10 protein-coding genes are annotated in these 13,614 nt (G+C 70.4%); 6 read left to right on the top strand and 4 right to left on the bottom strand.

All coding sequences use genetic code 11. The annotated features are described in order from the left end of the window. Positions 1–51: 51 nt before the first annotated feature. Positions 52–1,107: a LacI family DNA-binding transcriptional regulator gene (locus ABD481_RS37850; RefSeq protein WP_344670689.1), complete on the bottom strand. Its 1,056-nt coding sequence runs from the start codon at positions 1,105–1,107 to the stop codon at positions 52–54. Between the two features lie 165 nt (positions 1,108–1,272). Between ABD481_RS37850 and ABD481_RS37855 the strand changes: the two genes are divergently transcribed. From ABD481_RS37855 to ABD481_RS37880, 6 genes are all read left to right on the top strand, one after another. Continuing rightward, positions 1,273–2,559 carry an extracellular solute-binding protein gene (locus ABD481_RS37855; protein ID WP_344670690.1) on the top strand — a complete coding sequence of 429 codons (1,287 nt, stop codon included), beginning with the start codon at positions 1,273–1,275 and terminating at the stop codon, positions 2,557–2,559. Between the two features lie 97 nt (positions 2,560–2,656). Next, on the top strand, positions 2,657–3,547 hold the full coding sequence (locus ABD481_RS37860; RefSeq protein ID WP_344670691.1) for a carbohydrate ABC transporter permease: 891 nt from the start codon (positions 2,657–2,659) through the stop codon (positions 3,545–3,547). Next, positions 3,544–4,437, top strand: coding sequence for a carbohydrate ABC transporter permease (locus ABD481_RS37865; protein ID WP_425559389.1), 894 nt, complete (start codon positions 3,544–3,546; stop codon positions 4,435–4,437). The genes ABD481_RS37860 and ABD481_RS37865 overlap by 4 nt, the downstream gene beginning before the upstream one ends. Then, positions 4,434–6,842, top strand: a complete 2,409-nt coding sequence (locus ABD481_RS37870) for a glycoside hydrolase family 38 N-terminal domain-containing protein (protein ID WP_344670692.1) — start codon at positions 4,434–4,436, stop codon at positions 6,840–6,842. The genes ABD481_RS37865 and ABD481_RS37870 overlap by 4 nt, the downstream gene beginning before the upstream one ends. Before the next feature lie 166 nt (positions 6,843–7,008). Then, positions 7,009–7,578 (top strand): carboxymuconolactone decarboxylase family protein, encoded by a 570-nt coding sequence (locus tag ABD481_RS37875; protein ID WP_344670693.1) that lies wholly within the window; start codon positions 7,009–7,011, stop codon positions 7,576–7,578. Between the two features lie 118 nt (positions 7,579–7,696). Then, positions 7,697–9,397: a caspase family protein gene (locus ABD481_RS37880; protein WP_344670694.1), complete on the top strand. Its 1,701-nt coding sequence runs from the start codon at positions 7,697–7,699 to the stop codon at positions 9,395–9,397. Here the strand turns inward: ABD481_RS37880 and ABD481_RS37885 are convergent, their stop codons facing one another. Genes ABD481_RS37885 through ABD481_RS37895 form a run of 3 tightly spaced genes read right to left on the bottom strand, consistent with a single transcriptional unit; the run spans position 9,398 to position 13,583 of the window. Continuing rightward, positions 9,398–10,564 (bottom strand): helix-turn-helix domain-containing protein, encoded by a 1,167-nt coding sequence (locus ABD481_RS37885; RefSeq protein WP_344670695.1) that lies wholly within the window; start codon positions 10,562–10,564, stop codon positions 9,398–9,400. Between the two features lie 56 nt (positions 10,565–10,620). Continuing rightward, positions 10,621–12,243: a HoxN/HupN/NixA family nickel/cobalt transporter gene (locus ABD481_RS37890; RefSeq protein WP_344670696.1), complete on the bottom strand. Its 1,623-nt coding sequence runs from the start codon at positions 12,241–12,243 to the stop codon at positions 10,621–10,623. Beyond that, a complete protein-coding gene (locus ABD481_RS37895) occupies positions 12,243–13,583 on the bottom strand; it encodes a tetratricopeptide repeat protein (protein WP_344670697.1) in 1,341 nt (446 codons plus the stop codon). The genes ABD481_RS37890 and ABD481_RS37895 overlap by 1 nt, the downstream gene beginning before the upstream one ends. Between the last annotated feature and the right edge of the window lie 31 nt (positions 13,584–13,614).

Here is a 13,614-nt window from a genome sequence, read left to right on the forward strand (position 1 = left end):
TAACGTTATCCCGCAAGGTGGCGCATGATCCGGTGGTCTGTCAAGACCGCGTCATCCGGCGTTAACCGCGGACGCCGCCGGCGCGGCCACCTCGCCGGAGCCCCGGACCCGCATCGCCACCGGGACGACCACGCGCTGAGCAGGCCGGGAAGGGTCGGCGATGCGGGCCCGCAGCAGCTCCACCGCGGTGCGGCCGATGTTCGCGGTGTCCTGCGCGACGACCGTGAGCGCCGGCTGGAGCAGATCGGCCAGCGGCACCTCGTCGAAGCCGACGATCCCCAGCCGGGAGGCCGCCGCCGGGCCGAGCCGGCGCAGCACCGCCAGGGTGGTGTCGGTGTTGCCGGTGATCAGCGCCGTGGCCGGGTCCGGGCCGCTCAGCACCGACTCCAGCGCGGCGCCCACCCGCTCGGCGGTGATCTCCCCCGGGTGCACCAGGCCGTCGACCGGCAGGCCGTGGGCCAGCAGCGCGGCCCGGAAGGCGGCCGCGCGCTCGCGGCCGGAGTAGACCCGCTCGCTGTCGCCGATGTAGGCGACGCGCCGGTGTCCGTGCTGGTGCAGGTGGTGGAACGCCATGCCTATGCCGGCGGCGTTGTCGGACATCACGCAGTCCACCGAGATCCCGCTCATCGGGCGGTCCATCGCCACCACCGGCATGCCGTCGGCCAGCTCGGCCTCCAGGTAGCCGTGGTTCTCGCCGATCGGCTCCACGATGATGCCGTCCAGGCGCTGGCGGCACATGGACAGCAGGATGTCGCGCTCCCTGGCCTCGTCGAAGTCGGTCGAGGAGGCCAGCAGGGTCAGGCCGGAGGCGCGCGCGGTCTGCTCGATGGCGGCCAGCGCCGGGTTGATCTCGGCGATCCGGCGCACGGCCGCGCCGATGGTGCCGGTGACGCCGGTGCGCAGCTGGCGGGCCCGCTCGTCGGGGCGGAAGTTGAGCGCGGCGATGGCCGCCTTGACCTTGGCGACGTACTCCGGTCCGACCGTCGGGTCGTCGTTGACCACCCGGGAGACCGTCCGCAGCGCCACCCCGGCCTCGCGGGCCACGTCGACCATGGTGGGCCGCTTGGGCCGCCCGGCCGCGCCGCTCCCGCCCCCTGCTGGACTCATCGGCATGCTCCTCATCGTGTCAGGGCCTCGTTATCGGAATGACTCTTGACACGGTCCCGCATCGCGCGCCTATCCTCGCGATAACGTTATCCCGAAGGTGCTCCGGCGTCGAGCCGCCCACCGGCCGGGTCCCCACATCATCCTCCTCCCTTCCTGGAGAATTCCATGCGGCACAATCGTCTGCTCGCGGCCTGTCTGGCCGCGGGGCTCAGCTTGCTCGCCGGATGTTCGGCGGCGTCGACCTCCGGCGGCGCCAAGAGCGGGTCGGGCGGCGCCACCCTGACCTATCTCACCTTCGAGACCCCGAGCCTGACGGCCGCGTTCTGGGACACCTCGATCGCCAATGCCGAGAAGGCGGTGCCCGGGGTGACGGTCAAGAAGCTGGTGGCGCCGAGCACGGACCGGGACGCCTACGCCAAGCAGCTGCAGGCCTCCGGCCAGTTCCCGGACCTGCTGCAGTCCATCACGCCCTCGACGTTCGTGCAGGCCGGGCTGCTCAAGCCGTACGACCAGAGCTGGGTGAACACCAACTTCCTGCTGCCGCAGGGCAACGCCTACAAGGGCAACGTCTACATCCCGCCGACGAACTCGCAGATCATCCCGATGGTCTTCTACAACAAGACGCTGTTCGCCAAGGCCGGGATCAGCGCGCCGCCGAAGACCTGGGCGGAGTTCCTCGACGTCTGCGCGAAGCTGAAGGCGGCCGGGACCACGCCGATCGAGCTCGGCGGCGGGGACCCGTTCTCGGCGTCGATGCCGCTGTCCGGGATCCTGTCGGCGGACGTGCTGGGCAAGGACCCGAAGTGGCTCCAGGAGCGTTACGCCGGCCAGGTGAAGTTCAGTGACGCGAACGTGCAGGCGGCCGTGGCCAAGTACCGGACGCTGGTGAAGAACAAGTACTTCGAGGACGGCGCGCTCGGCGTGAAGTACGCGGACTCGATCACCGACTTCACCTCCGGCAAGACCGCGATGTACATGATGGGCAGCTGGTTCCTGGGCTCGGTGCCCAAGGACCACGCCGACGACTTCGGCTCGTTCCTGACGCCCACCGACGACGGCTCGCTGGTGGTGCCGTTCGCGGTCGGCGGCTCGATGGCGATCAGCGCCAAGACGGCGGCGCCGGACAAGGCCACGGCCTTCGCCGAGGCGTGGTCGCTGGACCCGGTCAACTACAAGGCCCTGATCGAGGGCGACGGTGCGTTCCCGATGCTGAAGAACAAGGCGCTGGCCGACTACAACGTGAACGTCAGCCAGGTGTTCAAGGACTCCTATGCCTACGTCCTGGACCAGAACACCAAGGTCTCGGCGCTGGGCTGGGCGACCAACGACGACTCGATGCCCTCGGGTCTGAACGACGCCTTCTACGCCGCCAGCCAGGCCCTGTTCTCCTCCGACGACATCGCCGGCCAGATGGCCAAGCTGGACTCGGCCTGGGACGCCGCGACCAAGTAGCCCCCTTCCGACGCCGGACCGCCGCGGTACGAACCCCGTACGAGCCCAGTCCGGCGCCGCCTCGTTGCCCATCCACCGTCCGGCAAGGAAAAAGCCCATGACCACCCGTGTCCGCCGACACCGCGGCGATCCAGCGCTGAGCGTGCTGGCCGCGATCGCGCTCGGCCTGTACGTCCTGTTCATTATCGTGCCGGTGGGCATGAGCGCCTGGAAAAGCCTGACCGACGAGAACCCGCTGCTGGCGCACTCCTCCTTCGTCGGGATCGACAACTACACCGAGATGGTCCACGACGACGCGCTGGCCGCCAGCCTCGGCTTCACGCTGATGACCGCCGTGCTCGTGACCGTGGCGGCCAACGCCGCCGGCATCGGCTTCGCGATCCTGCTGAACAAGACGTCGCTGAGCTTCCGGATGATGCGCACGGTGGCGTTCCTGCCGCAGGTGCTCTCCGGGGTGATCGTCGGCTTCGTGTGGCGCTACATCCTGGCCCAGGACGGGATCCTGAACCATCTGCTGGTCGGCTCCGGGCTCGTCGACCGGCCGATCACCTGGCTGGGCAGCCCGCACCTGGCGATGTTCTCGGTCGGGCTGGTCGCCGCCTGGGTGCTCAGCGGCTTCACCACCGTGGTGCACCTGGCGGCGCTGCAGTCGATCCCGGTCGAGCTGTACCAGGCCGCGACGGTCGACGGGGCCGGGCGCTGGCAGCGGTTCCGCCGGATCACGCTGCCGATGGTGGCGCCGGGCACGACGATCAGCGTCACCATCTCGCTGATCACGATGCTGAAGCTCTACGACATCATCGCGGCGCTGACCGCCGGCGGTCCGGCCGACTCCACGCAGTCCACCGCCTTGTACATCGTCAAACTCGCCTTCACCGACGACCGGTTCGGCTACGCCTCGGCGGTGGCGATGCTGCTGCTGGTGCTCTCCGCCGTCATCGCGCTGTCCGTGACCGGCCTGCTCCGCCGCCGGGAGGTGGACCTGTGACCGCTCCGGCGACCACATCGACGACCGCATCAACTACCGCGCCGACCCCGGTCCGGAGGCGGCGCCGGGACTGGCGCTCGCGCTGGCACCTGGCCGCGGCCGGGCTGCTGACGCTGGCCTTCGTCAGCCCGATCTACCTGACGATCGTGAACGCCTTCAAGAGCCAGGACCAGATCGTCGCCGACCCCTCGGCGCCGCCGGCCCCGCCGACGCTGCACAACCTCGGCGACGCGCTGGCCCGGCCGGACCGGATCATCCAGATCGGCCTGACCAACTCCGCGGTCACCGTCGCGGCCTCGGTGCTGCTGGTCATCCCGCTCGGCGCGGCCTTCAGCTTCTGGCTGAGCCGGCGCTCGGCCCGGCTGCGCCGGATCGTGCTGGCCGCCTTCGCCGCCGGACTGATGATCCCGCCGGCGGTAATCCTGCTGCCGACGATCAGGATCCTGACGCTGCTGCACCTGGACCACACCTACGCCGGGCTGATCCTGTCCAACGTCGGCGGCGGCTACCTGTCGTTCGCGGTGTTCGTGTACTCCGGGTTCCTGCGCGCCGTCCCCGAGGAGATCGTCGAGGCCGCCGCCCTGGACGGCGCCGGGACGCTGCGGATCTGGTGGACCATCATCATGCCGCTGCTGCGCCCGGCCACCGCGACCGTCGCGATCTTCCTGTCGCTGTGGATCTGGAACGACTTCATGAACCCGCAGTTCATCCTCGGCCCGCTGCGCGGCCAGACCATCACCACCGGTCTGTATCTGTCGCTGGGCCAGTACACCACCAACTACGCGCAGCTGTTCGGCGTGATGTTCCTGGCCGCGGTCATCCCGGTGGCCGGCTACCTCGCCCTGCAGAAGCAGTTCATCGCCGGATTGACCACGGGAGCCAGCAAGTGAGCCGGAACGACGGCGCGATCGAGGAGATCCTCGTCCTGCACCACAGCCACCTCGACGTCGGCTACACCCACTCCCAGCCGATCCTGTGGCGGCTCCAGGCCGAGTACCTCACGCAGGCGCTGGACTGGCTGGAGGAGACCGCGGACCTGCCGCAGGACTGCCGGCCGAAGTGGACCTGCGAGGCCACCGAGCCGGTGCGGCGCTGGCTGGCCGGCGCCACACCGGAGCAGGTGGTGCGGTTCAAGGACCTGTGCGACCAGGGCCGCATCGGGCTGTCCGCGCTGCGCTGGCACGTCAGCGCGACCGTGGACCGGGCCGGGATCCGGCGCCTGCTGGCCGGGAAGCGCGAGCTGGAGGACGTGGTCGGGCGCCCGATCCCGGTGGCCTGCCAGCACGACGTCAACGGGATCCCGTGGCCGATCGCCGACGAGCTGCTGGACGCCGGCGTCGACCTGTTCGTCATGGCGGTGAACCGGCACCTGGGCCGGCCGGTGGCACCCCGGCCGGGCCTGTTCGACTGGGAGACCCCGTCGGGGCGACGGCTGCGGGTCTTCAACGGCAGCCACTACACGATGTTCGACCAGTTGCTGAACAGCTGGGACGACTCGGTGGACCGGATGGCCGCCGGCTGGGACGCCTTCCACGAGCGGCTGCGCGGCACCGGCTACCGGCTGCCGTTCGTCTACCTGACCTCGACCTGCTCGCCGGTCATGTGGGACAACGCGCCGCCCAACCCGTTCCTGCCGGACCTGGTCCGGCGGTGGAACGAGCAGGAGCGCGGGCCGCGGATCCGGTACGCGACGTTCGACGACCTGCGCGAGCGCATCGCGCGGGTCCCCGAGGCGGACATCCCGGTCCTGCGCGGGGACTGGACCGACTTCTGGAGCCTGGGCGCCGGCAGCACGCCGGTGGCCACCGCCGCCAACCAGCAGGCCAAGCCGCTGCTGGCGGCCGCCGAGGCGCTGCGCGCGGACCCGGCGCTGGTCGCCGAGGCGGCCGAGCACGTGGACCTGTTCGACGAGCACACCTGGAGCCACTGGAACACCGACCCGGCGAACCCGCAGGCCCAGGCCATCGAGGCGATGAAGCAGGCCGAGGCGCACCAGGGGCACGAGCTGGCGGCGTTCGCCGTCATGGACGGCCTGGAGCGGCTGGCCGGAAACCCGGTCGCGGACAAGGGCCTGGCCGGGGTCCTGGTCTGCAACCCGACGGACCTGCCCCGCACGGTCGCGCTCGACCTGCCCGCCGAGTGGTTCGCCGAGCCGACGCCGGCCACCGAGCGCACCTACCGGGCGAGCCGGATGGCGTACGAGAACCGGCCCTGGCGCGTGCCGGAGCCCGAACAGGAGCGGCGCTCGTTCGGCGCCGTCGAGCTGGCGCCCCGGTCCTGGCAGGTCATCGCCCTGGAGGAGCTGCCGCCGGCGGCCTTCCCGCAGCGGCCGACGCACCGGGTGACCCGCCAGCGCCACTCGGCCCGCGAGCTGAACTTCGCCACCGCGGTCGACCGCCGGGCCGCCACCGGCGTCATCGAGTCGCCGTTCCACGTGCTGACCTACGACCCGGACTCCGGCCGTATCAGCTCCCTGATCGACCGGGTCGGCGGCCGCGAGATCCTGAGCCCGCGGCCCGGCCTGGACCTGCTGTCCTTCGTCCGCGAACGCCCCGACCCGCTCGCCGACCCCACGCGCCGCGCCTTCTACCGCCGCGACCTGGACCGGGAGCTGCTCGACGAGTCCTGCTGGGAGCCCTGGACCCCGCTGCGCGAACCCGCCGACCGGGTCCTGTCCTGCACCGTGGAGGAACGCCCCGGACAGATCGTGCTGCACCGCCGCTTCGCCGCCCCGGGCACCCGCGGCCTGCACCAGCGGCTGGTCTTCGACGCCCTCGACCCGGTGCTCCGCGTCACCGTCGACATCGACCTGGCCGGCGACACCGCACCGGCCGGCGTCTACCTGGCCCTGCCCCTGGCGATGGACGCGGGCTGGCAGGCGGCGTTCGACACCGCGGGCACGATGGTCGCGCTCGACACCGACCAGCTGCCGGACGCGTCCCGGGGCTGGGTGACGGCGCAGTCGGCGGCGGTGATGGGCGACGACCGGGGCGCGGTGGCGCTGCTGACGCCGGACGCGCCACTGGTCCAGTTCGGCGACTTCCACTTCGGTCCCCCGCCGCAGGCCATTGATCGAGGCGCGGATCCGCTGTTGTTGAGCTGGATCGCGAACAACTACTGGGACACGAACTTCCCGCAGGTGCAGAACGGCCCGGTGCGGCTGCGGTACGGGCTGCTGACGCTGGGGCGGATGGATTTGGACGAGGTGGCGGGGCGGGCGGCGCAGCTGCGGAGCCCGGTGCTGACGTGGCCGGTGACGCGGGGAGGGCGGGGGGCTTCGCGGGGGGTGTTGTGAAGCTCGGGGAGCCGAGCTGAGCCGGGCGGAGCCGGGCGGAGCCGGGCGGTCCGGGTGCGCCCGAACGTCTTCCATCGTGCGCGGTTCCGGTGCGGGCCATGGTCCGCACCGGACGCCCCGGTTAGCGTGATGGGCAACTGAGCCGAGCTCGCGAGAGGACACCGTCGTGGCGCACATCGACCTCCGAGTCGACGAGCAGCAGTTCCCCGGCATCGCCGGCCTGATGCGATACCGGCCGGAGACCGCCAAGCCCATCGGGGAGCTGACCGACCTCCTGCTCCACGCCCCGCACTCACTGCCGGCAGGCGACCGGGAACTGATCGGCGCCTACGTCTCCGGCCTCAACGAATGCACGTTCTGCCGCGACTCGCACTCCATGATCGCCGCCACCCACCTGGACGCGGGCCTGCCCCTGGTCCGCCAGGTCCTCGCCGACCCCGACACCGCACCGATCTCGCCGAAACTCCGAGCCCTGCTACGAATAGCGGCCGCGGTGCAGCGGAGCGGACGCGAGGTGACGACGGAGATGGTCGAAGCGGCGCGCACCGAGGGCGCGACCGACCTCGAAATCCACGACACGGTACTGATCACCGCCGCGTTCTGCATGGCGAACCGCTATGTCGACGGCTTGGGCACGCTGGCCCTGGACGCTCCCGAGCAGTACGAGGAGGCGGCGAAGGGGATCGTCGCGGGTGGGTACGCGATGCGGCTCGTGCCGGGCGCTGCTGGCACGTAGGGTTTACCGGCTCGTCGGCTTACTGGCTCACCGCACCGCACCGGACTGTTCCCGGCATACTGAAATCGCGCGTGCGTCAAGGGCGGCCGGGCAGGGGGCGTGGTGTGGTGGTGGCACGGTGAACCAGCAGTCTGTGAACCCGGCGCGGTCTCGCATCGTGCTTGTGGGCGCTTCGACGTACGAAGGCACCAATCCACTGCTGCCGAACCTGCCGGCAGTCGCGAACAACATCACGGAACTAGCCGCGGTCCTCACTGATCCACGTCTCGGCGGCTTCGACCCCGCACACTGTTTGGTCGCGCCTCCGGACGCCAATGTGTCGCAGGTCGGGAAGCTGTTGCTGAAAGCCGCCGCCGAGGCGGAGGAACTGCTGTTGTTCTACTACAGCGGCCACGGAATGCTCGGCACGCGACGTAACGAGCTCTTTCTGACGCTGGCCGGAACGCACCCTGATGAGCTGGCGTTCACCGCACTCGCGTTCGACGCGGTACGCGACGTCTTCCTCGAAAGCCGCGCCGCGACCCGAGTGGTGATCCTGGACAGTTGCTTCAGCGGCCGCGCCATTGGCGAGAACCTCGCAGACGCCGGTGGAGCAGTGCTCAGTCAAGTCGAGGTCAGAGGCACCTACACGCTGACATCGGCACCGGCCAACCGTACAGCGAAGGTTCTCCCCGGCGAGGACCACACCGCGTTCACAGGCCGGTTGCTGGATCTCCTGCGCAACGGCAGTCCGGACGCGGACGAGATGATCAGCCTCAGCGACATCTACCGCGTTCTGCACTACCAAATGCAGGCTGAAGGGCTCCCGCCGCCACAACGACGCGGCACCGCTACTGCCGAACTCCTCGGGCTGGTGCCCAACCGCCATCGTCGTCAGCCGCCGAGCCCGCCGCCACAACCTGTCGGCCAGAGTTCGACGGCGCTGTCGCTGCGTGCGCCGCAGCGGGTGTGGCCGCAGGCGGCTGACGGGAGCGTGCCAACTGTACGTGTCGCTGTGATCGGTGCTCACGGCAACGGGAAATCAGTTCTCATCCTGGGTGCCTACGGGCTGTTGTCCCGAGGATTGGGCTCTTTGCGCGCCTGTTGTCTGCCTGCCCAGGAACACCATATCTGGGCCGGTGCATGGAATAGGCTCGTCGATCACGGCGAAGTGCCAGAGCCAACCGGACTGTACGGAAGGCGCCTCATCTTCGAACTGTCGCTGGATGAGGAACCGTTGGCGGCTGTCAATGTCTTGGATCCACGGAGCGGCGGCATACAGGAAAGGGCTATGGATTTCGAGCCCGGGTCCAATAATCCATACGACGAAGTGGAGCAGGCAGACTCGATCTTCGTAGTTCTGGACACAACAACGATTCTAGAGGATCCCCCTAATGTTCGAGCGAGTCTACTCCGCCGGCTGACAGCCGTTGTCAGCCGCTTCGGCCTAGATCGTTCAGATCAAAAGGCTAGGCTCTCCAGCCTGGTTGTTGTCCTGTCAAAGTTCGATCTGGCCGAACGTTTGTCATCGCAATCGCGAACCTCGCTCCTACTCGAGATATGCAGCCGCCTTAAAGTGCTCTTTTACCCCGCGTTCCAAGCGGGCATCCAATGCCTTATTTGCCCCACCAGCCTCGGCACCGGCTCAGCCACATCTGGAAACGTGGACCCAGCTTTGATCAGCCCTGAGGGACTACACCTCCCCTTCGTCTGGGCCGTGGCCAGCGCATTGTCAGAGCACAACAAATCATCCTGGACCGCCGCCAAGCGTCGTCAGTTCGATCACCTCGTCAGCCTCCTCGAAGCCTGCCCGATGATCAAAGACGGAGCGCTGCTGTAGTCAGAGATGCGGTTCCAGCAACCTCCTCAGCTCCCCCGCCGGCCCCGTCCACGATCCGGCCTCCAACGTCGCTCGCGCCAACGCTGCGAATCCGTTGCGTGTCACGACGTACAGCGGCGCGATGTCGAAGGCTGTCCGCAGTGCGCGTGCTGCTGCGTCGGGGCGGTGGATGCGTAGGTCCAGTTCTGCGCGGAGCAGGTGCCAGCCTGCGCGGCGGGACGGGCTGACGCCGGTCGGTTCCTGGGAGGCGGCGAAGGAGGCTGCGTCCAGGTCATCGACCGCCAGCGCCAGTTGTAGTTGCCAGATGAGGACGTTCGAGGGGCCGAAGCCGAGGCCGTGGCGGTCGGGGGCGCCGGTGGCGGGGCCGGTCAGGGTGTGGGCGGTGTGCAGGTCGCGGGTGCCGTCGTCGGTCGAGGTGCGGATGCTTGCCAGTGCTCGTACCAGGTGGAGCATGCCGCTGGCGGCGGCCAGGGCTGGTGTGGTGATGTCGAAGCGCAGGGCTTCGTCGGCCAGGTCCTTGCTGTCGGCGGGGTGGGTGGCCACGGCGAGGACGGCGGTGGTGAAGGCTGCTTCGGCGATCAGGCAGGGGTGGCCGGAGCGTTCGGCGGCGTGGCGGGCCCAGGTGGCGGCCATCCAGGCGGTCGCGGGGGAGCCGAGGCCTTTGGCGGTGAACACGCCGTCGATGAACAGGCCGACTCGCACCGCCGGGTTGTCGTGGCCCGCCGCGCAGGCGAAGGCGGCTGGGAAGGCGTTGCCGGCGGCCAGGTAGTCGCAGTTCATCCGGTGGCGGTGCAGGGCTTCGGCCGCTTCCGGGCCCGCCGAGCGTGCGCCGCCGGTGGGGTGGCCCCGCTGCGTCGGGATGCCCTGCATGGCCTCCGTCATCCGCGCCACTGTCGCGTCCGGGCCGGGTGGCGGGTGCTCCGACGGCGGGTGGTCCCGCGGTGCGTCGACGAACACGGAGACCGGCACTTCGAGGACGGCGGCCAACTGGGACAGGACGGTCAGCGTCGGGCCGGACAGGGCACCGGACTCGATGCGCGAGACGGTGCTGTGGGACAGGATCGCGGCGGCGGCGAGCCGCCGTTGGCTCCAGCCGCGCTGCCTGCGCAGCTGCTGGAGCCGGATCCCCAGAGAATCAGCCGCCTGTGGAGTGGGAGATTGCCGCACAACCTGGGCAACGACGGATCGGTGAGGAGGTTACCCACGACCGCCCCCACCCGGCATCACATCACGGCCGGGAACGACCGCCAAGCGAGACCGAGGCCGACGACGAGCACGAGGGCGGCGGTGCCCAACGGCAGATGTCTGCTGAGCCAGCCACTGGTCCTCGCGAACCGGCCCTGTCCGGCGCGGCCGGCGGAACCGGCGGAACTGACACGGTTGCGGAGGTGGACCAGGAGCAGGCCCGCAGCGGTGAGGCTGGCGGCCATGCCCAGGCCGTAGCTCAGGACGAGCGCGACGCCCAGCGCGGTGCGTCCCAGGGCGACCGCGCCGAGCAGCACCACCAGTGCGGACGGGCTCGGGACGAGGCCACCGGCGACGCCCATGCCGATCAGCGCGCGGCGACGCGCCGAAGGGACGGGACTGTGGTCAGGGCTGTGGTTAGGGCCCTGGTCAGGGCTGTGGTTAGGGCTGTGATCGTGATGGTGATGGTCATGCTCATCACCGCCATGCCCCTGACCGTGATCATGGCCATGGCCACTGTGGCTGTGGCCATGCCCGTGCCCGTGGCTGTGCCCGTGCCCGTGCCCGTGCCCGTGCCCGTGACTATGGCCATGCCCATGCAACCCAATCCCCCGGCCCCGCCACGCCGTCCGAAGCAACCCACCACCGACACCCACGATCAGCAACCCACTGACCACCCCCAACCAAGCAAGCAAATTCTCACCCGCGAACCGCGTCGACACGCTCAACACGAGCCCGAGAACGATCACCCCGGCCGTGTGCGTAGCCGTCACCGTCGCGCCCACCGTCACCGCGTCGCGAACCCCACCGCCCCGCCCCGCCAGATACGCGGCCATCACCGTCTTGCCGTGGCCCGGCAGCATCGCGTGCGAAGCCCCGAGCACCAGCGCGAGCAGGATCGCCAGCGCCACCACGCCGATCGTCAGCCGGTGCACCCCGATCAGCCGGTCGACCGTCCCGTTGAGCCGCTCCAGCGCCCGCGTGGCGGGACCGGCCTGGGCGACGACGAAGCCGACCGGTCCGGTGCCCCGCGCGCCGGCCGATCGTGCCCCGGCCGCCGCGCCGACGGAGAACGACGCGTCGCGGACGTCCAGCGGCGAGGCCAGCAGGTCGTTCGGATAGTGCCGCAGCTCGTCGCTGATCGTCCGCTCCGGCACCGTCGAGCCGGTCAGGCCGAGGCCGACGCCGATGGCGGTGATCTCGTGCCAGCCGATGCGGTCAGGGTCCTGACGGTCGGCGAGCGCGATCCGGGTCCCGCCCGCCCGGGACGCGGTCAGCGTGCACGTCAGCCTGCTCGTCGGCAGTCCCGCCGCGCCCGCCACCAGATCGAACGTCCCGCCGGTGACGCGCCACGCGACCGGCCGGTCGTCGACCCGCAGCTGGACGTGCTCCGCGACGCCTAGGCAGGAGCGCCGCACGCCGGCCGAGGACATGTCACGGCCCTGACGTGCCTGCAACGTCGGGATCTCGGCGCTGTCGACGATCGCGAGGTCGTCGATGCTGTCGCCGTGCACCGTGATCCCGTTGTAGTGGTTCACCGTGAAGTTGCCCAGCGGATGCGCCGAGGCGGGTGCCGCGACGGCGACGACGCCCGCCAGCGGCAGGACCGAGAAGGCGAGTCCCCTGAGCCACCGCCGTACCGCCAGCGCGCCGACCGGCATCAGGACCCTCCCAACCGAGCCAGCAGCGCATGGGCCTGCGGGCCCTGCAACGGCGAGAAATCAGGGTTGATACTCAGCGCGGCGGCGAGATCGGCGCGCGCCGCGGCCGGCCGGCCGAGCGCCGCCTCGATCACCCCGCGGTGGTAGGCGAACAGCGAGTTGGGCCAGCCGAGGGCGGCGGCCTGCCGGGCGTAGTCGATGGCTTCGGAGTCCTGGCCGTTCTTGTGCAGCGCCCAGGCCAGCGCGTCGGCCACGAGGACGCTGTGCCGTCGGCCCCACTCGGCGCGGGCGTGGGCGACCGCCTGCTGCGGGTCCCCGTGGTCGGAGAGGAACTGGGCCGTCGTCAGGTCGTCCAGGACCCCGTTGGCGGCGAACAGCTTCTGCTCGGCGTCCAGCACCGCGTACTGGGTCTTGGCGTCGCCGGAGCGCCCGAGCGATTCCAGGAGTTCGCCGTATTCGAGCACGTACTGCGGCAGCGGCAAGCGGGCCGTCGCGTCCTCGTAGTCCCGCAGCGCGCCGGCGTTGTCGCCCAGCGCGGCCTCGGCCTTCGCGGCGGAGGCGAGGGCCGGGGTGTAGGTGGCGTCGTCGTGCAGCGCCTGCCGGTATTCGGTCAGCGCGGTGTGCGGATCGCCGCTGTTGAAGGCGAGTTCGCCGAGGTAGTGGTGGCAGAACGCGGTGTCCGCCGGGGTGGTGGCGTCGGCCAGGGCCCGTTGGAGGGCCTCCTTGGCGATGGCCTCGTGGCCGTGCTGCTCGGCGTCGTAGGAGGCCCGGGTGAAGGCGGCGACGCCGGGGCGCAGGTCGAGCATGCGCTGAGCGGCCGCGGTGGCTCCGGCGTAGTCGCCGAGCTGGGTGTCGGCGTCGACGAGCACGCCCACGGCGGTAGCGTTGGCGGCGGCGAAGGCCAGCGCCTTGTCGGCCCAGTCCTTGGCGGTGGCGAAGTCGTGGCGGGCGTTGGCGAGCATGCCCATGCCGACCATCGCGGTGAGGTTGTCGGCCGGCTGGAGTGTCAGTGATTTGTGAAGGGCGCCGTCGGCCTTCGGGTAGTAGGCCGGGTCGGCGGTGGCGCGGCCCTGTTCGACGTAGGCGCTGCCGAGCGCGGCCCACTGCGCGGCGTCGTCAGGGCTCTGCTTCAGCGCGGCCTGGGCCGTGTCGATGGCCTGGGCGATCGCGTCCGTCGCCGAGCGGTGGTCGGTGGGCGCGGCGGCGGCGGCCGGCAGCACGGCGGGCCCGGACCGGCCGGACGCGTCGCCGAACGGGTCGCCGACGCCCCGCCCGATCACGACCGACACGCTGATCACCAGCGTGCCGGCCCCGATGACGGCGAGCCTCTTCGTGTTCATCACAGTGCTCCAGGGAGAAAAAAGCAGGACC

It is taken from the genome of Catenulispora yoronensis, assembly GCF_039531695.1.
Lineage (GTDB): Bacteria > Actinomycetota > Actinomycetes > Streptomycetales > Catenulisporaceae > Catenulispora > Catenulispora yoronensis.